This is a genomic window from Microbulbifer mixtoriginis (SeqCode) (assembly GCF_052467515.1).
In genome coordinates, this window is the sequence record NZ_CP174314.1 from 3,783,222 (window position 1) to 3,806,581 (window position 23,360).

Below are 23,360 nucleotides of genomic sequence, written 5' to 3' on the forward strand. Positions count from 1 at the left end.
AGACGGAAATTTAGAATTAAAATTTAAGAAGCAGTCAGATATTTAATCCGAGCCTAAAAATAGATATGCCGAGATAAGCTTATTATCTCTACTTTAAAAAAAGCAATCCAGCAAGCTAGGTACTACTGGATTGCTAAATACAGATTACCTCTTAGAAAACCAAGGCCAATTAGTGAGTTCGCATATTTTCAGGAGCAATTTTAGGATCTTTACACATCCCCTGCCCCCTTCTAGTGCTTTTGCGGTGATCAATAATTAATTCAATATCATTAATAGCGTCAAGACGCACAAGCTGCTCAACACTGTTGGCCAGTTGTATTGTCAGACGCCAATCGCTGGCTGCCACACTGCGCTCTTTAAATTCAGTCGTTCTTATACTATTCGATCCTGCCGCAGGTCCATTGCCATTGACATCTAAATAAGCAGCCATTTCTACAGTAGCACTACTATAGGGTTCAAATCCTGAAATACCTGAATAAGTCCAAAACCGAACACTGCGTGAATTCAATTCATCATTCTGTGTGGGCGATGCCGGTGATTTACTACGCATATAACTGGTACCGGCATAAGTCAGATAGGCAGGGGTTTCCGTGCTGCGACCAACAACAAACGAGAGAGGTATATTAAGAGTAATTTCTTCAATCTTATCCCCATAGGAACCCGCACTCATCAGACAAAGCTTAGTATCCTCTTCAGCTTTCCAAGATTTAACCTTCTCTTCACCTATTTCAGGCCCTTTAAAGAAAGTAATACTCCCCACAAGCTCTCTCACTGTATCGAAATTGATACTTACCCAAGTACCATAGTTATCTTCATATGATAATAAATCTAACCTCGCACGAAATGCTGACAAGGCGTCTAGTGGCGGCGCCCCTTCCTTAGTGGGATCGGGGTGGGGATATGTCTGGATGACATCGTTAACCCTGTCTACGTAACCCCAAATATCCTCCTTCAACGATATAACATCTCTTACCTGATCAACAGAGTCGAGGCTAGAGTTCGAATCAAAGCTCTCTAAAGCAGCATTATAAGCCTCTAACTGATCTGGATTACGCAGACTAAAGATAGTATTGATTGTCTCACCATACTTCCCGATAAAGGGAGATTGCCATTTATGCTCCAAAGCCTTGGTTGCATAAAACAGCTTCTCTTGTGCATCTTCAAAATTGCGTTCGGCACGTAAAATATCATCTGTTAAACGGATACCGTGAATAGGATCAGCAAAATAGCGCTGCTTTAAAAATTCATTAGTGGCAAACATCTGATTCATGACTTTCACAGCTTCATTCAGCATCGCTTCGAGGCGCTCTGCTTCCTGCTGCACTGCCACTTCAGACTGAGCAATATCCAGCTCGATAACACTAGCCTCCAGCCACATTGTACGTATCCTGGCTTCGCTAGCCACATCTAATAACTGGCTTTCAGAATCGTGTAACGCTGCACGCTCTTCTGCTGCTAAACGCAACCTTTGCTCTTCCAGTCTGCCGATAGTCTCTATACGATCTATTTCACTAAGGTTCTCTGCAACACCTGCTGCGGTAGATGCAGAAGCTTCTACAATTTTCAATGGATCATCTAGTTTTATAGACCCTAATATTTTCCCAATACCTGCAATAAATCCTGTAGCAGTCCTAACTTTTGCTGCTCTCACATTGGCATTCTTTATCTGTTGAAATAGCGAAATATCCTGCTCAGCAGTTTTCATCTTAACTTTTAGTATACCATCTTCGATATCCGTTTCATCCTCACGTTTTTGAACTTCAATATCCATTGCTGCATGTAAATTTGTCATACGCTGGATATTTTTCTCCAATGCTAGACCAGCAAGTTCGATATTTAAGGCCTGAATAGAGACGGCACTATTGGGATAGTTATTTATATTCTCATTAACACACTCCATAGAGTGGCAGGTAGGCCCAAATTCCACACCTAAGAGGGCATACAATCGATCACTGAGCTGCTTATGTCTATCAGCGTATTCGGTAGCAAGGGCATCGGCATTGTACCGAAATGCATTGTAGCTATCGTTTGCATCGTTAAAACTATCTACTGCTAAATTAATTGGACTTGTTTGTGAACCTAAATACTTTTTCAATACATCATAGGAGTGGAAGTCTGTATTTCCATCAATACCATAACCTTGATACAACAACAAAACATCCTGGGGCAACCCTAAAATATTCGTTTCTCCGGTTATCCAACCCAAGGTATTCTCCAGTCGATTCACTTGGCTCTGCCATTCGTAAACAGCTTCAGCCAAACCAGAGTAATCTCCACCCAGCTGAGTAAAGTCAGCATCATTAAATATTTCTTTCCTCAGCTTACCCTCGATTTCAGTCAAAGACTCATATAACTCATGAACTTCGGCAGCGATATCATCGGTTACTCCCCCGGAAACAACTAAAAGACGAACTTGCTTGACTTTCGTCTCAGCCAACTTATTCATCAACTGGTAGAATAGAATTATATCTTTATAACCAGACAGTAAATTATCGGGATTCACATTATCCGGAATAACATCCACTTGCTCTTGGCTATCTAGATCTGTATAGCGCGGACTCGCTTGACTTCTATATTCACTCCATTTGGGTAATAAACCGCTGAACTCCCCATCCAATAATTTCAAATATTGTTCAAAGCCAGTTTCCAACACATCATAGGCTACATTAACATGAAGAATCTCATCTACTAGAGGTTCCCCACGCAATCGAACAATACGCGCTTCATCCAAGGATTGGTTTGCCAAAATGACTTCTGCCGCCGCTTGATCATAATAATAATCTAACAGTAACAACTCTAATTCTTCATCGATTGACTGCTCATTCTTTAAATAATCTTCTAAGATTTCTCCCGCATTATTCGCCCTAGCGCGTTCTTCAGCACCATATAAATCAGAAAATTTTGGAGCAGATATGCCACTACTTAAATATTCGCTGACTATGATTTTTTGTTCTGATTCTGCATCCAACTCTAAGCTATACATCAAATCCAAATATCGAAAGGCAGCTGCATATTTAGAGAAAATCCCAATATCAGGAGCATCTTCCGAAAGTGGAACGTCATCAGCGGCGATATAATAAAGCTGTTTTAGAGCATGAACAGCTGGATCCATTTCCATAGTAACAATAAGACTGCTACTATAATCGGATTCTCCTGCTAGATTGACTGCCTTTACCTGATATTCATGATCGCCATATATCAATGGAGATTCATATGTATAAGTGGTTGCCGACCCCTCATAAACTGTTTGCCAACCTTCACTATTTCCATTTTCAAGACGCAACTGCAGCTGATATGTATCAGCTTTATCAACTAGAGACCAATCGACTGTATAAGCCTTATCAACAGATAAAGGAACAGTGACAAAAGATGGTATAGCAGGGGCAACCAGTTTTGTCGGTCCAGTTTTAAAATCACTGCATTTGTCATATTGGCTAAGGCAAGCTTTCACTCGGTACTGATAAATACTACTTGGAATAATATTTTCACTAAAACTAGTTTCTCCGCCACTGTACACTGGGCTCCAACCACTTCCATTTATACTGCGCTCCAGCTTATATTCGTCTGCATCAGAAAAATCTACCCAACTTACTTTAAATACTCCATCAACACTTGATGTATCATAATTAATCTGAGCGGGGCTAGGTATTTTATCGGGAATCACATACATAAAATGACTACCCGCAGTATCCTCTTTCATGCCCCCAGGACAATATGGTATTAGCGTATGAGGCCCATCTCGTTTATCACAATATTTATACTGATAAAAGAATTTATATTTACCTCCACCAGGAAGAAATATAGCTTTTTTATAATAGCTCCGAAAACCTCCACTTAAAGGTAGATCTTCAATATGAAGGTCATTCCTATAGATTGCTAAGTATGCCGAGGTTATAGACTTATTGGAATCATAAGCTATAGGTTTAAATGACAATTCAAAAGAACCATATTCAGCCGTATCCGGCCCATCCAATGAATCAGAATCAGAACGTGCAAAACCAGCCATAAAAACTAACTGAAGTATTAAGAAAACTCGAAGCAAATGTAACATTCTATGAACCTTATAATCTTGCTCTAACCAGATAATGTCGGAAACCTGCTTGCAGCAACCAGAAATACGGAACACCTAAAAACCAACACACACAAAAACCCCTTGCTGCCTAAAGCCACAAAACAAAGATTCCACATTAAAAAATGAACACGCCATAGCCAAACAATAAGAAAAGCTTAACTTGACGCGATGAATTCAGAAAAAATTAATCTAAACGGCACCCCCACATAAAAGATCGACAAATAACTTTTTAAAACTATCAAACATTACACAAAAGACTGTGAAAAAAGCTCAAATACGCCATCATATTTGCAAGCACACTCATACCATCAAAGTAAAAGCTTCTTACTAAACCTAACTTTTACCTACACACTAATTCTTCGCATCTAATCAAACTAGACACTCAACAAAAACCTCACAGCCGTACCAGATTTCCAGATTTCCAGATTTCCAGATTTCCAGATTTCCAGATTTCCAGATTTCCAGATTTCCAGATTTCCAGATTTCCAGATTTCCAGATTTCCAGATTTCCAGATTTCCAGATTTCCAGATTTCCAGATTTCCAGATTTCCAGATTTCCAGATTTCCAGATTTCCAGATTTCCAGATTTCCAGATTAAAAAATAATACCCACATAAAGCACTACCCAACAATAAAAATATAACACCCCACCAACCCTGCCAAATTTGAAATAAATCCAGACAAAATACACTCACCAAATAAAAAAACCTAACCGTCACTTATTTCAAGTATGATAAATTTACACAAAAAAAACAGATACAGATCAAAAGTATTAAAAGGGTACAACCTAAGATTCAAAGCGATAGGCTTCCCATGCCTATTCACGGGAGTAAGATGTGTGAGATACAAAATATTAGCCAAACAATTTATCAACGATGTTCAGCAAAAACGTGTACAACCAGGACAACGCTTACCTTCTCTACGCAGCTTTGCTGCACAACAAGAGGTAAGCCTAACTACAGCAGTAAATTGCTATCGTTACTTGGAAGAACTCGGGTGGGTGCGCTCAAGACCTAAGTCTGGTTTTTTTGCCTCAGAGCCGCTTGTCTCCTCCTCTCGCAATCAATCCGCCATTACAAAATCATCCAATGACTTGACCAAATTTTCCAAACGCCGCCTGTTAACTAATTCGGGGCCTCTTGGTATTTCGCTACCCGCTATAGATCTATTACCCACAGAGGCCCTGCAACGCAGTATGTACAGATCAATTCGAGATCAAGGAAATAAAGTCCACTTTTATCCTGACCCCTTAGGTGAACCCCACCTAAGACAAGCGCTTAGTCGACATTTTTCAAACAGCGGTTTTAATTTTAGCGAGCACGAACTCGTTATCTCAAATGGTTGCCTGGATGCAGTACGTATAGCTGTAGAGGTCACTACTAAACCAGGTGATACGGTCGCTGTTTGCTCTCCCTGCTTTACTACATTGCTACATCTGCTGGTAAAGCTTCGCCGGAAAGTTTTAGAGATTCCTCTGACGGAGAAAGGAATAGACTTGGAACAACTCGAGCAGCACATGTATATGAGAACTATTAACGCTGGTTTATTTAATTGCAGTAATATAAACCCTACGGGTATTTCCCTATGCAAGCCCCAGAAGCAAAAGCTTGCAAGCCTGGCAACTCAATACCAGATACCTATTATCGAAGATGATATTTATATAGAGCTTAGCCATCAGCCTACCCTGCCACTTCCAGCCTACCATTGGGATCAGGAAGGCTATGTGCTCTGGTGCAGTTCCGTTTCAAAGACTTTAATTGCTGGTTATCGAGTAGGTTGGTGCTTACCAGGGCGATATCTAGAACGCTACCAAGATCGGCTCCTTCATGAAAACCTAGGCATCAGCAGCCCAACACAACTCGCTTTAGCTGACTTCATTAGCAGCGGGCAGTATGCCAGACACATAAACAGTCTTCGATCTAACCTGCATCAACAAGTGCAAGAGTACCGCCAGTATCTCATTGAGAATTTACCTAGGAATATACGAGTTAGCGCTCCAGAGGGTGGGTTAGTTTTATGGGTTCAAGTTCCCGGCCTAAATACTGAAGACATGGCCAATAAGCTTTTGGAAATGGGGATAGACTTATACTTTGGAAAGGAGTTCAGCACTAATGATTTATATCACGACTACTTTAGAATTAACTGTGGCTATCCTCTGAGGAGCAAAGAGGGGGAAACTACCCTAGCAAAACAACAACTAGATCAAGTAATAATGCTCATCCATGAGACAATTTAATCACCTTACAATTAAATATATGACAATGCCAACTCACGAGTTTAAAGAGCCTCTAAAGCCTGATAAGCAGCTAGTGAGGAAATAATTTATACAAAGGTAAATATTACTTTTTTAGAGGCTAGTATGAATTCAACCATAGAAGCTACTATTCAATGCCCTTACTGCGGCGAACACTTTAGTGTGCTCATTGATACCTCTGTACTTGCGCAAGAATATACAGAAGACTGCCAGATCTGCTGTAGGCCCATAGTTTTTCAAGTTACCGTCGACTTAGAGGATTCTATTTCTATTAATGTATACAGAGAAGATGAGTCGTTTTGAACACTATCAAATGGTGTTTTTCTCTCTTAAGTTTATCTAGTTAGAGTGTTGTCTATGAACATGATTATTTAAGGTTGGCAAATACCCCTATCGCTCGCTTGCGCCCGGCACCCACATCACAAATTACTTGGGGATACCCTTCAATCATTGGGGGCTCATGAATCTCCTTGTTACTTAGTGAGGAAATTTCCGGGACATAATGTCGAATAAACTCTCCGTTAGGATCGAACTTCTGCGACTGGCTATAAGGGTTAAATACCCGGAAATAAGGTGCTGCATCCGTACCGGTTGAGGCGGTCCACTGCCAGCCGCCATTGTTTGAGGCAAAGTCACCATCAATCAAGTGCTGCATAAAATAGCGTTCACCCCAACGCCAGTCGATCAGCATATTTTTACTCAAGAACGAGGCGACAATCATTCGTAAGCGGTTGTGCATCCAGCCGGTTTCATTTAGCTGGCGCATTGCAGCATCGACAATAGGCACTCCGGTTTCGCCACTTGCCCAAAGGGAAAATAATCCTTCATCATAGCGCCAAGGAATTTGTTCTGTTTCCTCTTTAAATGGCCTGCCCATACTCAAGCGGGGAAAGTCAGTCAGTAAATGTGTATAGAATTCCCGCCAGATAAGTTCGCTGATCCAGCAAGCAATCCCTTCATCTCCACCCTGCCAAAGGCCTTTATTCTGGCTGAGGGCCATCTTGACGCACTGGCGAATAGAAATAGCTCCACTATTTAAATAAGGGGAAAGGCGAGAGGTACTATCTTTCGCTGGAAAATCTCGTTCGGCCTGATATTGATCAATAATTTTGGCAAAAACTTTCAAGCACTTTTGCGCAGCTTGCTCACCACTCTCCCAACCTTTAACCCTACCTGATCCATCAATATTGAGCGAGTAGCCCAATAAATGGTAAGGTATTTTCTGCGTTAGTTTTCGATTTCCTTTTACATCCACTGCGAACCACTTCGGCCAATGTTTGCTATTGGCAGAAGGTGGTATTTTCCTGGGAGTGGGCAAGGGCTTAACCTCGCTCCCTGCACATAACTGGATTAGGGCACGCTTGAAAGGGGTAAACACTTTGTAGGGATCACCACTCGCCGTTCTCACTGCTCCTGGCGGTAATAAGGTGCGGTCACTGTAGTATTCAACCGAAACATTGTGTTCCAGCAGTTTTTCTCGAACGGCATTGTCTCGACGCAGCTCATTCAGAGGATACTCAGCATTGGCAAACAATGCCTCTACTTTCAGACGCTGAATAATTTGCTGCAGCGCCTCCGGAACCAGAGAAAACTCAGGGACTTCGAGGAAGTACAGGGGAATATTGCAAGTTTGCAACTGCCCTTGGAGTTTCTGCAAGCAGGCCATACGAAAAGAAACCAGTGCATCGCCTTCATCGTGGTTTTTCCAGGTTTCTGGACAGGCGATAAAAATTGCGGCCAATTGTTCGCATCGAGTACTGGCATGATACAGCGCCGAATTATCCTGTATACGCAAATCGCTGCGGAACCAGACTAGGCCCCGCTGTATTGATATTTGACGGCTCATCGCTTCAGCTGCTCCCGCAGTTGCGTTACCACGAAGTCTGTAGTACCTGATAATACTGATATCATCGGTATTTTCTTTAGGTTATCCAAGCTGGCAGACTGTAACTCTACGAAATCCCCCACAAGCCTTAGAGGCTTGCTTAGCTCCTGAAATGAGCGTGGTAATTCCTCCTCAAGTAAGGGTTTTGGCTGTGCCCGATGGCTGTACCAGAGCAGCGCATGCACATTCAGCTTTCTCATATTTTCAGTAAGCCCCGGCAGAACGGCCCGATAATCCAAAACCACTACGCCAATACCGGCAGCCAAAAGTGTGGCGCAAAATAATTGCACAAAGGCCCGCTGATCTTCACCGGGGAAATCCAGCAATAGGACTCGACTCTCGCAAGCCAAACGATCTTTATTTAAATTTCTGCGAGCTATGCCGTTGGCCAATAACAACTGTTCATTAACCAGCTGCCAAAAGAAACCTTGCGCGGCTTGCGATCGCCTCAGCCTAGCCAACTCGGTATGCAGCGGCTTGAGCCAATGATCGAGTAATAGTGATGCCGGTAAGGTGGAAATCCAGTGGTCCAGTTGCTGGCGAAGCTTTGGCTCGTCAAAGTTTTGTGACAAGTTTAAGGCTTCATCTATCATCTCACGCCAACCACCTGCAGTGTTTGCCTCTCTCTCTTTGGCTGACAGGGAGGATGGACCACGTGCCAATAATTCCCGCACCTGTCCAATAGCTACACCTCGGGCCAGGCAGGCCAGTACCTCTTCGATACGCCTGACCTCTTCTTCACTATAAAGTCGGTGCCCCTTGCTGGTTCTGGCCGGTGTTAACAGGCCGTAGCGCCGCTCCCAGGCCCGAAGGGTGACAGGGTGCACGCCGGTACGACGCGCTACCTCACGAATTGGTAAGCTGGCTTCAGTAGGGGGGGCAATCTCAACCATCACAATTCTCAGCGAAATTCACACAAACCCAGCTCTGCCGGCTCAGCGGCGAGCAACACCTGGCTGTGGATAAACTGGTGAGGAGTGCGCGGCAAATAATGGCGCAACATGGTAAGCACTGCCGACAGAGGCTTATTACCCTGACGATATTCGTCAATGAGTAGCGCCAGTTCGGCTCTCTCTTCCTTGCTCAGGTAGCTCTTTAGGTGGCCCTGGCTGTGCATCAGAGCGTTAGTGCGGTCCTTTCGACTGGCCAACTGGCTGAGAATCTCCATTATTTTACCTCTCACCTCATAGGCAAACTCCTCCACCGGCAATGCGCGCGAGTTAGAAACAAACTGACCCAATGCACGGGTCATTGGCTGACTGTGCGCCAACAGTAGATATTTATAAGCGGTGTAAAATTCAATGACCCTGGCTGGGCGCAGGTCGGTGGCCACATAGCGATGCCAGGCGTCGTAAGCAAAAACACGGGTGAGGAAATTCTCGCGCAAATCGCTGGCATTAAGCCGCCCCACTTCTTCCATCGGCAAATGGGGAAAATGCTGGCGCAGGCGTGCCGCGAATAAGCCGGAGTCGTGCGCCAGCACCCCGGTACCATCTTCTTTATAGCGGGGAGTGGTTCGCACTCCACAGCTGGGAGATTTCTGCATCAGAATAAAACCACGCAGATTCTCCACTTCAGGGACAATCGTATCCGCGTAGTCCTCTAGAGCCTCGGTAACATCTAAGTTCTGATCTTCCCGGCCAACCGCACGCAACCGGTCACTCACAATAAGGTGAATAGGCGGTCTGGGCACGCCCATGCCAATGGCAACCTCCGGGCAGTAAGCCTGCAACTCAAAACAATTGCCCAGCAGTTGGGTGCAGACTTTACTGTGCTTGTGGCTGCCGTTGTAACGCACCGGATCACCCACGGCACAGCGGCTAATGCCCACCGGAATTTTTTGAGACAAGAGCTGTATATGCATAGTTTTGCTGCACAGAATCGGTTCACGTTCTTCTTTTATAGACTCTCACAACTAGTTGTACAAGAGATAGCTTTGTACAACTTTTGGAAAGTAATCAAGTCTCTATGGCCGCTTGCGCCCATACACACCATAGCTACAATGCAGGGCCGCATTTTTACCGAGCGGCAGGGCTGTGATTCTTTATCTCACCAGCTACCCCGGCAATTTGCGGCCTCCTCCTCCCCGAAAGTACGGATTAGCTCATGATTCCAGCATTGCGCGAAGTCGACGAGGTTCAGGCGCTCTATTTGCAGTTTTTGCAGGAGCTTGCAGACGCGGGTTTCCGCGGTGACACCACACCCAGTTACGCCAGCCGCACCGTTTTAGCGACCGATAACTCTATTTACCAGGTTCTACCTCAGGCAGTGGTATACCCACGTAATCACCGCGACCTGCAACTACTGGCGGAACTGGCCGAACGGGAGGAGTTCCACTCCGTAGTGCTCTCACCCAGAGGCGGTGGCACCGGTACTAACGGCCAATCGCTTACCGATGGGCTGGTGGTGGATATCTCCCGCCATATGAACCAGATCCTTGAGATCAATGTGGAAGAGCGCTGGGTTCGCGTACAGGCTGGCGTGGTAAAAGACCAGTTGAATGCCGCACTTAAACCCCACGGCCTGTTTTTTGCGCCAGAACTTTCTACCAGCAACCGCGCTACCATCGGTGGCATGATCAATACGGATGCCTCAGGCCAGGGATCCTGTGTTTACGGCAAAACCCGCGATCACGTGTTGGAATTGCACACAGTGTTAATGGGGGGGGAGCTGTGGCACTCCACCGCTATAGGGGACACTCAGCTGCAAGAAATATGCGCTGAAAATAGCCGCGTCGCAGAGGTGCATAAAACCTGTGACAAGATTGCCAGGGAAAAAGCCGAACTCATCGAGCAGAAATTCCCCAAGCTCAATCGCTGCCTCACCGGCTACGACCTGGCCCATATTCGTGAAGGCAATCGCTTTAATCTCAACAGCGTATTGTGCGGTTCCGAAGGCACCCTCGGGTTTATTGCAGAAGCCAAACTCAATCTGCTGCCCATTCCCAAGAGTGTGGCTCTGGTCAATTTAAAATACGACCACTTCCAGGAAGCGCTGCGCGATGCCAAGGACCTAATGGGCGCAGGCCCCATGTCGATCGAAACAGTGGACAGCAAAGTACTGCAGCTGGCCATGGAAGATATCGTCTGGCACAGCGTCAGTGAATTTTTTCCCGCAGAGGATCGCCCGGTCAAGGGTATCAACCTGGTGGAGTACGCTGCAGATACCGAGGAGGAACTGGAAAAAGCTCTGCAGCAATTTATTGCACATATCGAGGCTGCCATTGGCCAGCCAGGCAAGAGCTTCGGCTATTCTATCGCCCGCGGCCACGCCGAGGTGAATCGTATCTGGGCCATGCGCAAACGCGCAGTGGGTTTGCTGGGCAACGCCCAGGGGGAAAAGCGCCCGATTCCCTTTGTAGAAGATACTGCCGTACCACCAGAAAACCTGGCCGATTTTATTGCCGAATTCCGCGCAGTGCTAGATGAGGCCGGCCTCGACTACGGTATGTTCGGCCATGTGGATGCCGGCGTATTACATGTACGCCCGGCAATTGATATGAAAGATCCACAACAGGCCGCACAAATTCGCCCCATCACCGACCGGGTGGTGGCACTGACACAAAAATATAAAGGGCTGCTGTGGGGAGAACACGGCAAAGGTGTTCGTTCCGAATATGCCCCGGAATTTTTCGGCGAGCTGTATCCAGAGCTGCAGAAAATTAAATCCGCTTTCGATCCACGCAATCAATTAAATCCCGGCAAAATTGCCACACCCGATGACAGCGCCAGCCTGCTGAAAATTGATGTGGTGAGCACCCGCGGTGAACACGATCGACAAATTCCCGCGCAAGTATGGGAGGGATACGACGAGGGTGTGCACTGCAACGGCAACGGTGCCTGTTTTAATTGGAATCCAGACGATGCCATGTGCCCTTCCTACAAGGCCACGCGCAACCGGATCCATTCCCCCAAAGGGCGGGCCTCGCTGATGCGAGAATGGTTGCGTCTATTGAGTAAACACGGTGTAGACGCAGTAGCCAGCGCGCGTAAATACCGCGAGCGCTCTTTTTTTGTCGGCCTGCCCAAACGCATCGTAAATACCCTGGCAAAAACCCGCGGCGAGTACGACTTCAACCACGAAGTCAATGAAGCCATGCAGGGCTGCCTAGCCTGTAAATCCTGTGTAGGGCAATGCCCTATTCGCGTGGATGTACCGGAATTTCGCAGCAAGTTTTTGGAGCTTTATTACAGCCGCTACCTACGCCCGCTAAAGGATTACGCCGTGGGCGGACTGGAATTCCTGATGCCGCATCTAGCCAGACTACCGCAATTGTACAACTGGCCGCTAAAGCTGAAGCCTGTATCTTTTTTGATGGAGCGTGTTTTCGGCATGGTGGACAGCCCACAGCTCTCACAAAAAACCCTGCAAACCAGCATGAGAGAACTGGGAGTACCCACCGCTACAAAAGCCTGCCTGGATACTCTGGGGCCCTCCCAGCGCAGCCGCGCGGTCATCATTGTGCAGGATGCCTTCACCAGCTATTTTGATGCCGAAGTGGTAGCGGATATTTTGCGCCTGCTCAAACAATTGGACTTTGTGCCGATTCTCGCTCCCTATCGGGCCAACGGTAAACCCCTCCACGTTCATGGTTTTTTACGCCAGTTCCAACGAATTGCCGAAGGCAATAGTGAGATGCTTAACAACCTGGCGGAGAGCGGTATCCCCCTGGTGGGCATTGATCCCTCCATGACCCTTACCTATCGCTCTGAATACAAGAAACTCCTCGGGGAACGCGCTCCGAAAGTACATTTGTTACAAGAATGGCTGGTTCAACAAGAAGATCACCTGCAGCAACAGCGCGCTCGGGTAAAACCTGGCAGCTTTCAACTACTGCCGCACTGCACCGAGCAAACCAATGCCGCCGCCTCACTCAAGGATTGGCAAACGGTATTCGCCGCCTTGGGCCTGGAGCTGCAGAGTGAAAATCTCGGCTGCTGTGGTATGGCTGGGACCTATGGCCACGAGACCGCGCATAAGGAAACATCGCGGGTGATCTTCCAGCAGTCCTGGGCTCCCAAACTCAATGGTGGGGAGCACAACCAACTCGCCACCGGTTACTCCTGCCGCTGCCAGGCCAGCCGCTTTGCAGGTGTTAGTCTGCGCCATCCTCTGCAGGGATTACTGGCACAACTCGATAACTAGGGATTTACTGACGTATGAGGGCCGTAACTATGGCCCCATACGTCATCGGGCCAAGCGCGAAAATCCCTATGCATAAACCACTGCCTCATTTATACATATTTTTTTATGCACTTTTCTGCCTAACCGCACTATTAGCGGCAGTCTCCCTTATTTCGGACGTTCTCCCCAACAATACCCAGACTCACAGCGCTCAATCTCACGGGGGAGAAACCCTGGGGGCGATCCACTGGGTCAACGAAGCGGAGGCACTCGCCCGCGAGGGTAATTTTGGCGATGCCTTGCCACTCTATGAAAAAGCCATTTCCGCTCTCGGCGCCTATCCCTCCCAGCAGCACACCCTGCGCTACCGCTACGGCATAGTACTAAATGCCTTGGGGGCCAAATCGAGGCCAGATCTCTACCCGCTGGCGCGGGCCCAGTTTCAATCAGTTCTGCGCTACCTGGATTCAGGTGCACAACTACCTCACTCCAGCGCAAGAGTGCGCTCTGCCCTGGCACACACTTACCACCGCCAAGCTGCCAGCGAAGAGTTGGCCACGCAGCGTGAACACCTCCTCAGCACTGCTTATCTCCTCTATAAAAGTGCCCTTGAAGGTCTGCTCAATCAGGAGGAATGGCACAACCTTTCTATTACTTATTTCAATCTTGGGCAGGTTTGTGAGTGGCAAGGAAATATTGAAGAGGCCATTCGTTGGCTGGAGAAAGCGGTAGAACTGGATTTACAGCACAAATTACCCGACCTAAAAGAGGATAGTGACTATTTGGCCGCGCTTCGCCAGCAGGTAGAACCGGTACAGCAGAACCGTGGAACCACCCTTTAGCCCTCACTTTTCCCCAAATTGTTTGCCAGAAAATGAATCGACGAAGCCGTTTTGCTGCGTTAAAACACGTTTTTTCTTCAATTCAGACTAATTTGGTGGGGCAGTCACAAATAGTTTCAGGGAAATTTTTTACTTTTCTCGTCTGAATTAGAAAGCCGATCCGGAAAAATAGCTTGTTAACCGTAGGATGACATCGCTGTCACTGTAAATCCCACCTAAAAAATGAAATTTCTTAATCAAAAAAAAAATACGAATTATGTAACCATTAATAGCGTATAAGTGCGAACAAAACCCTTAAATATAAAAATAAAAAGGGTTATTGATTTCAAGCACTCACAATAACCAGCCATTCTTTAAGGCCTTTTGTCGCCAAATAAGAAAAAGTTGCCTCAACCCAAATCCCCAGTAATATAACCAGCGTTGATTAAATATTGATCAATCATTTCCAAAAGCACTTGGAAATTTCGTAAGCACCTTTTGGCTTGCGACCATTTGATTCCTGGAGGTAATGGGACATCATGAAACAGACTCTGCGTAACACTGCTTTTTTCATCGCCGCCCTGCTTGCTATTGGTGTGAGTGTCAATGCATCAGCCGCTCTTAAGAAAACCATGATTGTCGACGCTACCGCGTATAACTCGGTGCCCGGCCAGACAGATAGCGACCCTTGGGTAGCTGCCTGGAACAACCGCCTGCGTCCAGGCGATAAAATCATTGCCGTTTCCCGTGATTTGGAAAAACACGGCCTGACCAACGGCGCTAAAGTTCAGATTGAAGGTCTGCCCGGTACTTACACTGTGCGTGACCGCATGAACAAACGCTTCACAAACCGTATTGATGTTTGGATGGAAAAAGATATCCGCAAGGCTCGCGCCTGGGGTAAGAAGAAACTGAAAATTGTTTTTGAACCGGTAAAGTAAAGCAGAACTGATTTCAACGACCCTTTTGGCCCCGCCCTCCAGCGGGGTTTTTTTATTTCTGCCGTTAGGTAAACAATCAATAGAGAGAATTACTGCTCTCTAACTTTATGCCATCGATTATTAGTAATGATTAGTTAGAGGCTTATTCAAACTTATGCGCTTGGAACGTTGAAAGAAGAGATCTCTGTATCCCTGCATCCCTGCATCTCTGTATCTCTGTATCCCTGCATCTCTGTATCTCTGCATCTCTGCATCTCTGCATCTCTGCAGCAGAGTCTACATCCTATAGTCTCACCACAGATAGTCGAGCCTCTACAACAGAGTTAGGTAGCCACCCTTTAGCTCTTATTTACCCCATTTCTTCGCCAAAAAAAAATCAGTGACGAAGCAGTTTTTCCACCTAAAATCAGGTTTTCCCTTCAAAGCAGACAGTTTTGGCGGAATGGTCACAAATAGTTTCAGGGAAATTTTTTACTTTTCTCGTACGAATTAGAAAGCCGATCCAAGAAAATAGTTTGTAAACCGTAGAATGACATCGCTGTCACTGCAAATCTCACCTAAAAAATGAAATTTCTTAATTAGAAAAAAATAGGAATTCTGTAACCATTAGTATCGTCTAAACACAAACAAAAATCTTAAACATAAGACTAAAAAGGGTTATTGATTTCAAGCACTCACAATAACCAGCCATTCTTTAAGGTCTTTTGTCGCCAAATAAGAAAAAGTTGCCTCAACCCAAATCCCCAGTAATATAACCAGCGTTGATTAAATATTGATCAACCATTTCCAAAAGCACTTGGAAATTTCGTAAGCACCTTTTGGCTTGCGACCATTTGATTCCTGGAGGTAATGGGACATCATGAAACAGACTCTGCGTAACACTGCTTTTTTCATCGCCGCCCTGCTTGCTATTGGTGTAAGTGTCAATGCATCAGCCGCTCTTAAGAAAACCATGGTTGTCGACGCTACCGCGTATAACTCGGTGCCCGGCCAGACAGATAGCGACCCCTGGGTAGCTGCCTGGAACAACCGCCTGCGTCCAGGCGATAAAATCATTGCCGTTTCCCGTGACTTGGAAAAGCACGGCCTGACCAACGGCGCTAAAGTACAGATTGAAGGTCTGCCCGGTACTTACACTGTGCGTGACCGCATGAACAAACGCTTCACAAACCGTATTGATGTTTGGATGGAAAAAGATATCCGCAAGGCTCGCGCCTGGGGTAAGAAGAAACTGAAAATTGTTTTTGAACCGGTAAAGTAAAGCAGAACTGATTTCAACGACCCTTTTGGCCCCGCCCTCCAGCGGGGTTTTTTTATTTCTGTCGTTAAGTAGGAATCAGAGTAAAAAGTGGATGACCGCTAATTACATACCGGTCCATTATTAATAAGGACTTAATTAGAGAGCACTATAATTGTTCTCTCGGGGCCCTTATGCAAAGAAGCCCCTGAAACAAGCAGGCTCACTCTCTCCTCAAATGACTGAAAAAGGCCACAATTTCTAGGGCTCCATTTCCATCAAAATCCCCGGTAATTCCTTACAGTTCGCACTCTCCAAATGGAAAACACTCGGCTGATGCCCCTCTACGTAACGGTGCTCCAGATTTTCACCCGTGAGTAAAAGCAGATATTCAGACTTGATCCAAATATCCCCCGACCGGTACTCGGTCAACCATAACAGTGAGGGCAGCCCCTCATAGCAATAGCCGTAAAACATGCGGGTTTTTTCTACCAGCTTTTTCGTCATATAGTCGAGATACCTACCCGGATAGGTATAACGATCACCATCTGACTGATTATTACCAACTACTTCACCCGGCCTGGCAATACGTCGTATATATATCGCTAGATTCTCATCGCAATCAATGCAGTGGCGCCCTGCCACTATTGCGTATCCATGCAGCTTCGCAACTAGGCGAACCTCCTTGAGGTCTGCATAAAGCTGCTGTTGGGCAAGTGGCACCAAGGGGTCGGCATGGAGGGGAAGGAGCGGGATCTGCAAGCAGACCATGATAAAAATACCGCGCATTATCATGGGGAAGGCAACCGCTGGTTTGGTAGCACCGCCGGAGACAAAAGCTCCACAGTTGCCTCGCGACGGCGCTGTGATTGGGGTGTGCTGTCACACAGTCGCGATTCCCTTCACCATAACCATAGCAGTTATCGGCATATTGGGCGCAAAGAGCCGCCTCCCAGGACTACCGGGAAGACATCCACCAGCAGCAGATGCACTTTGAGGTCACAGCAAAACTATCTACCAGCCGCCATCCGCTTCCTGAACAGGGCCGACAAAAGTAGAGATGCCCTCTTCCCGCAAAGCGTCCAAGGCTTCCTCAAGGGCATCCTGCTCTGTCTCAAAGGCATCCTCCCACACGGTGGAGTTGTTATTCTCATCGACAATTTCGAGCAGCCAACCGCCCTCACCATCCTCGAATATATCGATTTGCACAGATACCTCGCCCTCGCGGTAGATCTGGCTCAATTCTGACTCTTTCGGTGCAAATTCTTCGCCCATGGGGTTCACCTCGCTATGACCCTGAAAATTCGGCCAGAACTTTGACAAGTTGCGGCTCCCCGGTCAACAAATATTGTTGTGCTGGGACAACAGCTGGAGCGCTTGCTAAATGTACGACAAGCTGTTTTTTTTGCGATAAAATGCGCGGCGATTTTTTCTGCCCCGGATTTACGCTCCGGACTGCATTTAAGGAAGTACCATGAATCAATTCGTTGTCTGTGCACTCTACAAGTTCGTCACTCTGGAGGACTTTGAGTCTCTGCGCACTCCCCTGCTTGACGTTATGCTGGAAAACCAAGTGCGCGGCACCCTACTCTTGGCCCGAGAGGGCATTAACGGCACTGTTGCTGGTTCCCGCGAGGGCATCGACACCATCCTCGCCTACTTGAAGTCAGACGAGCGCCTTGCCGAGCTGGATTACAAGGAGTCCTACACAGGCGAGATGCCGTTTCTGCGCAGCAAGGTCAAATTGAAGAGAGAGATTGTCACTATGGGCGTAGAGGGCATTGACCCCCGCCGAGTGGTTGGCACCTACGTCAAACCAAAAGACTGGAACGCCCTAATCAGCGACCCAGAAGTCGTTGTTGTGGATACCCGCAACGACTATGAATTCCAGGTAGGTACTTTCAAAGATTCTCTCAACCCCAATACCGAAACCTTCCGAGAGTTTCCCCAGTACGTCAAAGACAACCTGAATCCAGCCAAACACAAAAAAGTCGCCATGTTCTGCACTGGTGGTATCCGCTGTGAAAAGTCCACCGCCTATTTGAAAGAACAGGGCTTTGAAGAGGTTTACCACCTGCACGGTGGCATACTCAAGTACTTGGAAGAAGTACCCAAAGAGGAATCTCTGTGGGAGGGGGAGTGCTTTGTTTTCGATGAGCGCGTCACCGTCAACCACGATCTGGAGCGAGGCCAGTACGATCAGTGCAATGCCTGCCGTATGCCTATCACCAAGGAGGACCAGCAGTCAGAACAGTTTGAGCAGGGAGTTAGCTGTCCGCATTGCTATGACAAAGTGAGTGACGCCGATCGCCACCGCTTCCGCGAGCGCGAGAAGCAGATTCAACTGGCGAAAAAACGCGGGGAAAAACACATGGGCCAAGATGCCCGTGAAATGACTACCGCTAAACGCCTGCAGAAAAAAGAAGAGCGGCGCCGCCAGGCGGAAGCTGAGCAGGCCAAAGCCCAGTAGGCGTAGCAATCAGCGAAGTCCCGGCCTGGGAACGCCCTTGATCTGGGTGAGCCAGGCCTCAGCCTCAGCTTCGGCAACGAATTCCCGCGAACTATGCCGGCACAGGCAGGTGCCGTCGGTCGACAGGGGGGAAGTACAACGGTTGCGCGGATGTAAAACGGCAATATAAGCGCAGCGCAACACCGGGTGCTCGGCTATAAAGCTGGTGAACTGCCGCTGCTCCTCCAGGGTAACCCTCGTGCGCGCATAGCGCATATCCAGTAATACCCGCAAAGGTACACGGTGGCGGTACTTTTCTACCAATCGGGCAGCCGCCTCCATTTTTTCTGCAAATCCCACGGGCCCATAAAATAAAACCCGCGCTATACCCCCTATCGGTCGATAGCTAATATTAAAATTCATGGATGAAAGCACTCGCGCTTTTGTCTTTGTTATTTTTATCGACTACAGCTACTGCAATGCCTGATGTATGCCCTACCTGAGACCAATAACACGGTGGCCACCACAGGTTTGCACTCCTGATATTATTGCCCTCGGCGCAGGAAGTCTGTACCACGCAACCGAGTGTTATCCACGAACCGACTAAACATCTCCCGGTATATTCAGTGGATTATCGCGGCTTTTCTGATTATCCGAGTTGTCCCTCCAATAAAAGTAAAATCACATAAATACCTTGACGATTGCCAGAGGATATTCAGCAGGAATACTTACTCTTTTTACCGCAGAGGCTGAATTCGAGCAGTCATAGGCAAAACTGCCATAAGTATCTACAGAATAAATTAGGTCTGTTAAAAAAATACTAAAACCCTGACGATTAACTCGGCAGCGTACCAATAAAGGCTAACAGGCACACTAGCGCGAGCGAAGGCGCCGTAAATACAAAATCGCAATAAATAAATTATTTAAAGACCCATTTTTCAATGGCTCAACTGCGAGCCATCAACACAAGCCATTATTACGAATCTTTACAGAGACATGAAAAGCCTGCGTTAAATTCTGGCTTATCAAGATTGAGCGCTCCTGCAAAAACGAAATTTCACAGAGGCGCCCGAAGGAGTTCAATATAGGGAGTTTTGCCCCTTTAAAAAACCACAAAAAATAAAAAATTAATGCTTTGTGATCAATATCGCGGTTGGGTTCAACTAATTTCGATTTCCGGCAGTTCCTCGTCGCTGCTGGCATTCAACCAAACCTGGGCTGCAGCTTTGCGGGCAATTTCCCGGTAGAAACCGGCAATTTCACCCTCGGGATCTGCGGTTACACTGGGGCGACCACTATCGATATCGGCGCGAATTTTCTGTGCCAGAGGCAATTCGCCAAGCAGGTGGGTATCGTATTCCTCAGCGATACGCTCACCACCACCTATGCCGAAGATCGGCTCACTATGGCCACACTTGGAACAGGTATGAAGGGCCATATTCTCAACAATGCCAAGCACTGGTACCGACACCTTGCGGAACATCTCCACGCCTTTGATAGCATCCTTCAACGCCAAATCCTGTGGTGTAGTCACAATCACCGCACCAGCTAAAGTGGTTTTTTGCGCCAGAGTCAGCTGGATATCTCCGGTACCCGGGGGCATATCCACAATTAAATAATCCAGCTCTTCTTTGGCATCACACCAAAGTGTTTGTGTGAGAATTTGATTGAGTGCACCACTGGCCATAGGGCCGCGCCAAACTGCCGGGGTATCCTCAGTCATCAAGTACCCCAAAGACATTGTCTCGATACCTAATGCATCCACTGGCACGAAGAACTTCTGTTCCTTCACATGCGGGCGGACCCCTTCGGTACCAAGCATGGTGGGCAGGCTGGGACCATAGATATCCGCATCAAGTAACCCGACCCGCGCACCCTCTGCCGCCAGTGCCAAGGCCAGGTTCACGGCTGTGGTGGACTTGCCAACGCCACCCTTACCAGAAGCAACTGCGACAATATTCTTTACGCCACGCAATGGCTCTGGAGCGTTGGCCGATGAGGTGGCAGGGATATCGCTGAATAATTCAAATTGCAAGCCGTGGCCGCCTAGGGGACCACTCTTCATCAGGGGCTCACAGGCCTCGGTAACCCGCTTGCGCCAATGTACTTCCTGGCTTGCGCAGGGGTAGCCGAGGGTAATACCGACGTACACGGTATCATCTTCGTAGCCCACCTCAATATCTGCATCCAGTTGATCCAGCGGCAGGCCACTGGCCGGGTCCTGCAACTGACCAAGGCACTCTGCCAGACGCTCCAGTTCGGCCTGCACTTCCTTTGATAACTCTTCATGATCGTGGTGGTGATCGCTCACGGTATCTCCCTCTAGGTGCTTCTTGTCAGAACCGCATTGTGTCGGATGAAGCGGCCCAGCGCCAGCGACGGGCTCAATCCCGACCGCTTTATACACGAGCATGGCCCACACCTCCCCGGCATAGTACAAATCTGCTATATTTCGCCGTCTTTTGACGATCTCCGGCCACTCCAGCGGAGCCTCCGGCCGCAACCCCACAGCGATGGAAAAACCGATGCCCGATACGCGCAAAATCCTAGTCACCAGCGCACTCCCTTACGCCAACGGCTCCCTGCACCTGGGCCACATACTCGAATATATACAGACCGATATCTGGGCGCGTTTTCAACGCTCCCGCGGTAACGACTGCCTGTACATCTGCGCCGATGATGCGCACGGCACCGCAATCATGCTCAAAGCTGAGCAGCTGGGTCTGACACCGGAGCAACATATCGCCAATATGCAGGCGGAGCACGAGCGGGATTTCGCCGACTTCCTAATCGGCGTGGACAACTACCACTCCACCCACTCGGAGGAGAACCGCGAGCTGTCCGCTATGATCTATCGCCGCCTCAGTGAAAATGGCCACATCGCTTCGCGCACCATCACTCAGGCCTTCGATCCGGAGAAACAACTCTTCTTGGCGGATCGCTATATCAAGGGCACCTGCCCCCGTTGCAGCACTCCCGATCAGTACGGTGACAACTGCGAGGCCTGTGGTGCCACTTACAGCCCCACGGAGTTGATTGATCCAGTGTCCGCCATCTCTGGCGCCACGCCGGTGGAAAAAGAGTCAGAACACTTCTTCTTCACTCTCCCCGCCTTTACCGAGTTCCTGCGCAACTGGACCCGCTCCGGAACCCTGCAAGATGAAGTGGCCAATAAGCTGGCCGAGTGGCTCGAAGAGGGATTGCAGGAGTGGGACATCTCTCGCGATGCGCCTTACTTCGGTTTTGAAATCCCCGATGCGCCGGGCAAATACTTTTACGTATGGCTGGACGCCCCCATCGGCTATATGGCCAGCCTGAAAAATTACTGTGATAAAAATGGTAGCGACTGGCTCGATTACTGGAAAAAAGACAGCGATGCCGAGGTATATCACTTTATCGGCAAGGATATCGTCAATTTCCACGCCCTGTTCTGGCCAGCCATGCTGGACTCCGCCGATTTCCGCACCCCCAATAAAGTGTGCGTACACGGCTTCCTCACCGTTAACGGCAAGAAAATGTCCAAGTCCCGTGGCACCTTTATTAATGCCCGCAACTACCTGGACCATCTGAGCCCGGAATATCTGCGCTATTACTTCGCCGCCAAACTCACAGCGGGCGTGGATGACCTGGACCTCAACCTCGACGATTTTATTGCCAAGGTAAATTCCGATCTGGTGGGCAAAGTGGTCAATATCGCTTCGCGCACCGCCAAGTTTGTGAGTAAGGCCGGCGGCAAGCTCGCCACCGAACTGGCCGATGAACAGCTGTGGAATCAATTTGTCGAGGCCGCACCGCGTATTGCCGATTACTACGAGCAGCGCGAATACGCACGCGCCATGCGCGACATAATGGCCCTGGCCGATGCCGCCAATGCCTGGATCGCCGACAAGGCACCCTGGTCCCTTGCCAAACAGGAAGGCACAGAAGCGGAAGTACTGGCGATTTGCTCTCAAGGCGTAAATATGTTCCGCGCCCTGATCACCTGGCTGGCACCGGTACTACCCAATACCGCGCAAAAGGCAGCGGAATTCCTCAACAGTGAGCTGGATTGGACCCAGGCCACCACACCGCTAGCGGACCACGAGATCAAAAAATTCAAACCTCTGCTACAACGGGTGGAAAAAACCCAGGTAGATGCGGTGATGGAAGCCGCACAGGAATCACTGGCCCAGCTACAGGCTGAAGTCAAAGCGGCCAGTGGCCCGCTGGCAGAAGACCCTATCGCCGAGCAGATCCAGTTCGACGATTTTGCCAAAGTGGACTTGCGTATCGCCCTGATCGCCGAGGCGGAACACGTCGAGGGCGCCGGCAAACTGCTGCGTTTGACATTGGACCTGGGCGGAGAGACCCGCCAGGTATTCGCCGGCATCAAGAGTGCCTATGCGCCGGAAGACCTGGTGGGCAAGCACACCGTTATGGTAGCAAACCTGGCGCCGCGCAAAATGCGTTTTGGCGTGAGTGAAGGCATGGTACTGGCCGCCGGTCCAGGCGGTAAAGACCTGTGGATTCTCGAACCCCACACAGGTGCCAAGCCGGGTATGCGTGTAATGTAAGTTGTTTTTGGGGTGGACACTGTCC

Annotated in this window: 17 protein-coding genes; 8 read left to right on the forward strand and 9 right to left on the reverse strand. The window is 48.2% G+C overall.

What is annotated here, in order from left to right:
• Positions 1 to 169: 169 nt before the first annotated feature.
• Positions 170 to 4,051 (reverse strand): hypothetical protein, encoded by a 3,882-nt coding sequence (locus ACJJIT_RS16270; RefSeq protein ID WP_444899059.1) that lies wholly within the window; start codon positions 4,049 to 4,051, stop codon positions 170 to 172.
• Between the two features lie 395 nt (positions 4,052 to 4,446).
• The gene (locus tag ACJJIT_RS16275) at positions 4,447 to 4,686 is read right to left on the reverse strand and encodes a hypothetical protein (protein WP_444899060.1); all 240 of its coding nucleotides are present in this window, start codon (positions 4,684 to 4,686) and stop codon (positions 4,447 to 4,449) included.
• Positions 4,687 to 4,909: 223 nt separating this feature from the next.
• Here ACJJIT_RS16275 and ACJJIT_RS16280 point away from each other — a divergent pair, with 223 nt between their 5' ends.
• Both ACJJIT_RS16280 and ACJJIT_RS16285 read left to right on the forward strand, forming a co-directional pair.
• Positions 4,910 to 6,307 (forward strand): aminotransferase-like domain-containing protein, encoded by a 1,398-nt coding sequence (locus ACJJIT_RS16280; protein WP_444899061.1) that lies wholly within the window; start codon positions 4,910 to 4,912, stop codon positions 6,305 to 6,307.
• A 123-nt stretch (positions 6,308 to 6,430) separates the two neighbouring features.
• Positions 6,431 to 6,628 (forward strand): CPXCG motif-containing cysteine-rich protein, encoded by a 198-nt coding sequence (locus tag ACJJIT_RS16285; protein WP_444899062.1) that lies wholly within the window; start codon positions 6,431 to 6,433, stop codon positions 6,626 to 6,628.
• Between the two features lie 64 nt (positions 6,629 to 6,692).
• Here the strand turns inward: ACJJIT_RS16285 and ACJJIT_RS16290 are convergent, their stop codons facing one another.
• The 3 genes from ACJJIT_RS16290 to ACJJIT_RS16300 are packed head-to-tail and all read right to left on the reverse strand — an operon-like array spanning position 6,693 to position 10,074.
• Complete coding sequence (locus tag ACJJIT_RS16290) at positions 6,693 to 8,171, reverse strand: cryptochrome/photolyase family protein (RefSeq protein WP_444899063.1); 1,479 nt, start codon at positions 8,169 to 8,171, stop codon at positions 6,693 to 6,695.
• A complete protein-coding gene (locus tag ACJJIT_RS16295) occupies positions 8,168 to 9,103 on the reverse strand; it encodes a MerR family transcriptional regulator (RefSeq protein ID WP_444899064.1) in 936 nt (311 codons plus the stop codon). Before ACJJIT_RS16295 ends, ACJJIT_RS16290 begins: the two co-directional genes overlap by 4 nt.
• A gap of 8 nt (positions 9,104 to 9,111) precedes the next feature.
• Positions 9,112 to 10,074, reverse strand: a complete 963-nt coding sequence (locus tag ACJJIT_RS16300; protein WP_444899065.1) for a YbgA family protein — start codon at positions 10,072 to 10,074, stop codon at positions 9,112 to 9,114.
• Positions 10,075 to 10,316: 242 nt separating this feature from the next.
• On the opposite strand from ACJJIT_RS16300, the gene ydiJ reads away from it, so the two are divergent.
• The 4 genes from ydiJ (at position 10,317) to ACJJIT_RS16320 (ending at position 16,357) form a co-directional block, all read left to right on the forward strand.
• Positions 10,317 to 13,355 carry a D-2-hydroxyglutarate dehydrogenase YdiJ gene (gene ydiJ / locus ACJJIT_RS16305; RefSeq protein WP_444899066.1) on the forward strand — a complete coding sequence of 1,013 codons (3,039 nt, stop codon included), beginning with the start codon at positions 10,317 to 10,319 and terminating at the stop codon, positions 13,353 to 13,355.
• A gap of 68 nt (positions 13,356 to 13,423) precedes the next feature.
• The gene (locus ACJJIT_RS16310; RefSeq protein ID WP_444888038.1) at positions 13,424 to 14,176 is read left to right on the forward strand and encodes a tetratricopeptide repeat protein; all 753 of its coding nucleotides are present in this window, start codon (positions 13,424 to 13,426) and stop codon (positions 14,174 to 14,176) included.
• A 518-nt stretch (positions 14,177 to 14,694) separates the two neighbouring features.
• Positions 14,695 to 15,096 (forward strand): 3D domain-containing protein, encoded by a 402-nt coding sequence (locus ACJJIT_RS16315; RefSeq protein ID WP_444883789.1) that lies wholly within the window; start codon positions 14,695 to 14,697, stop codon positions 15,094 to 15,096.
• A gap of 859 nt (positions 15,097 to 15,955) precedes the next feature.
• Entirely contained in the window at positions 15,956 to 16,357 is a 402-nt protein-coding gene (locus tag ACJJIT_RS16320; protein WP_252084600.1) for a 3D domain-containing protein, read from the forward strand.
• A 237-nt stretch (positions 16,358 to 16,594) separates the two neighbouring features.
• Here the strand turns inward: ACJJIT_RS16320 and ACJJIT_RS16325 are convergent, their stop codons facing one another.
• A complete protein-coding gene (locus ACJJIT_RS16325) occupies positions 16,595 to 17,128 on the reverse strand; it encodes a hypothetical protein (protein WP_444899067.1) in 534 nt (177 codons plus the stop codon).
• Between the two features lie 219 nt (positions 17,129 to 17,347).
• Positions 17,348 to 17,608, reverse strand: coding sequence for a hypothetical protein (locus tag ACJJIT_RS16330; RefSeq protein ID WP_252084598.1), 261 nt, complete (start codon positions 17,606 to 17,608; stop codon positions 17,348 to 17,350).
• A 199-nt stretch (positions 17,609 to 17,807) separates the two neighbouring features.
• On the opposite strand from ACJJIT_RS16330, the gene trhO reads away from it, so the two are divergent.
• Positions 17,808 to 18,803 (forward strand): oxygen-dependent tRNA uridine(34) hydroxylase TrhO, encoded by a 996-nt coding sequence (trhO, locus tag ACJJIT_RS16335; protein ID WP_444899068.1) that lies wholly within the window; start codon positions 17,808 to 17,810, stop codon positions 18,801 to 18,803.
• 9 nt (positions 18,804 to 18,812) lie between these two features.
• On the opposite strand, the gene ACJJIT_RS16340 is transcribed toward trhO, so the two are convergent.
• Positions 18,813 to 19,205, reverse strand: coding sequence for a hypothetical protein (locus ACJJIT_RS16340; RefSeq protein ID WP_444899069.1), 393 nt, complete (start codon positions 19,203 to 19,205; stop codon positions 18,813 to 18,815).
• A 736-nt stretch (positions 19,206 to 19,941) separates the two neighbouring features.
• On the reverse strand, positions 19,942 to 21,093 hold the full coding sequence (apbC, locus tag ACJJIT_RS16345) for an iron-sulfur cluster carrier protein ApbC (RefSeq protein WP_252085959.1): 1,152 nt from the start codon (positions 21,091 to 21,093) through the stop codon (positions 19,942 to 19,944).
• 214 nt (positions 21,094 to 21,307) lie between these two features.
• On the opposite strand from apbC, the gene metG reads away from it, so the two are divergent.
• Positions 21,308 to 23,335, forward strand: a complete 2,028-nt coding sequence (gene metG, locus ACJJIT_RS16350; RefSeq protein ID WP_444883785.1) for a methionine--tRNA ligase — start codon at positions 21,308 to 21,310, stop codon at positions 23,333 to 23,335.
• Positions 23,336 to 23,360 lie beyond the last annotated feature (25 nt).

Bases quoted from the DNA above. Each gene is read 5' to 3' on its own strand.
- ACJJIT_RS16330 (WP_252084598.1), bottom strand. From the start codon at position 17,608: ATGGGCGAAGAATTTGCACCGAAAGAGTCAGAATTGAGCCAGATCTAC.
- ACJJIT_RS16300 (WP_444899065.1), bottom strand. From the start codon at position 10,074: ATGCATATACAGCTCTTGTCTCAAAAAATTCCGGTGGGCATTAGCCGC.
- ACJJIT_RS16295 (WP_444899064.1), bottom strand. From the start codon at position 9,103: ATGGTTGAGATTGCCCCCCCTACTGAAGCCAGCTTACCAATTCGTGAG.
- ACJJIT_RS16325 (WP_444899067.1), bottom strand. From the start codon at position 17,128: ATGATAATGCGCGGTATTTTTATCATGGTCTGCTTGCAGATCCCGCTC.
- ACJJIT_RS16340 (WP_444899069.1), bottom strand. From the start codon at position 19,205: ATGAATTTTAATATTAGCTATCGACCGATAGGGGGTATAGCGCGGGTT.
- ACJJIT_RS16285 (WP_444899062.1), top strand. From the start codon at position 6,431: ATGAATTCAACCATAGAAGCTACTATTCAATGCCCTTACTGCGGCGAA.
- ACJJIT_RS16270 (WP_444899059.1), bottom strand. From the start codon at position 4,051: ATGTTACATTTGCTTCGAGTTTTCTTAATACTTCAGTTAGTTTTTATG.
- ACJJIT_RS16310 (WP_444888038.1), top strand. From the start codon at position 13,424: ATGCATAAACCACTGCCTCATTTATACATATTTTTTTATGCACTTTTC.
- ACJJIT_RS16315 (WP_444883789.1), top strand. From the start codon at position 14,695: ATGAAACAGACTCTGCGTAACACTGCTTTTTTCATCGCCGCCCTGCTT.
- metG (WP_444883785.1), top strand. From the start codon at position 21,308: ATGCCCGATACGCGCAAAATCCTAGTCACCAGCGCACTCCCTTACGCC.
- ydiJ (WP_444899066.1), top strand. From the start codon at position 10,317: ATGATTCCAGCATTGCGCGAAGTCGACGAGGTTCAGGCGCTCTATTTG.
- ACJJIT_RS16275 (WP_444899060.1), bottom strand. From the start codon at position 4,686: ATGTGGGTATTATTTTTTAATCTGGAAATCTGGAAATCTGGAAATCTG.
- ACJJIT_RS16320 (WP_252084600.1), top strand. From the start codon at position 15,956: ATGAAACAGACTCTGCGTAACACTGCTTTTTTCATCGCCGCCCTGCTT.
- trhO (WP_444899068.1), top strand. From the start codon at position 17,808: ATGAATCAATTCGTTGTCTGTGCACTCTACAAGTTCGTCACTCTGGAG.
- ACJJIT_RS16290 (WP_444899063.1), bottom strand. From the start codon at position 8,171: ATGAGCCGTCAAATATCAATACAGCGGGGCCTAGTCTGGTTCCGCAGC.